Here is a 662-nt window from a genome sequence, read left to right as displayed (position 1 = left end):
AACAGCAATACTAAAATTATCCAATTCAGCTCTAGCAATATAACGACCTTTTTCATCTTTACAGGATAATTTACATTTAAATGCTTGTTCTATCTTAGCCAGCATTTCTTTAAATGAATTATTATTATCAACTAATACAAAAGTTAACCATCTTTTATGTATATTCATCTAACTCTCCATCTTACAAGCCCTGTTTAATATTAGAGCCCATACCCATCCCGCCATTGTTGACATTAAACCTTTATTAACTTAATTACTATTAGCATTGTCGTAGCTATTTATCCTACATACATTTAATTATAGAACCAGCTTCTATGATTTTATTTTTAGTAATATTTAATTTCATATCTACCTATTACATTAAAAATATGATCATAAGTACTAAGTATTACACGTTGCCTTCCTTTTTTACGATCCTTGTCAACTAAATTAATTATTTCGCTCACTCAGTGGAGTAACTTCGACAGGAGACCAAATTGACCGTTCCCATTGTATGAAATTATTTGTTAGGATTTCTTTTATATAACTTTCAAATTTAGAATTAAAGTATTCATCAGAGATTATTGTTATTTTAAGTGTATAATGTTCATCGCATAATAATTCACTAAGCCTATCAATTTTGTCAATAACAGCAATACTAAAATTATCCAATTCAGCTCTAG

At 28.2% G+C, this 662-nt stretch carries 1 pseudogene; it reads right to left on the bottom strand.

The features are described from left to right. Positions 1–429 precede the first annotated feature (429 nt). Positions 430–662: pseudogene (locus GQ593_RS13940) on the bottom strand (hypothetical protein); the annotation flags it as partial.

The sequence above is a fragment of the Gilliamella sp. Pas-s25 genome (assembly GCF_009795885.1).
Lineage (GTDB): Bacteria > Pseudomonadota > Gammaproteobacteria > Enterobacterales > Orbaceae > Gilliamella.
Note: the sequence above shows the minus strand (reverse complement) of the source record. Positions and strands in the feature narration are given on the sequence as shown.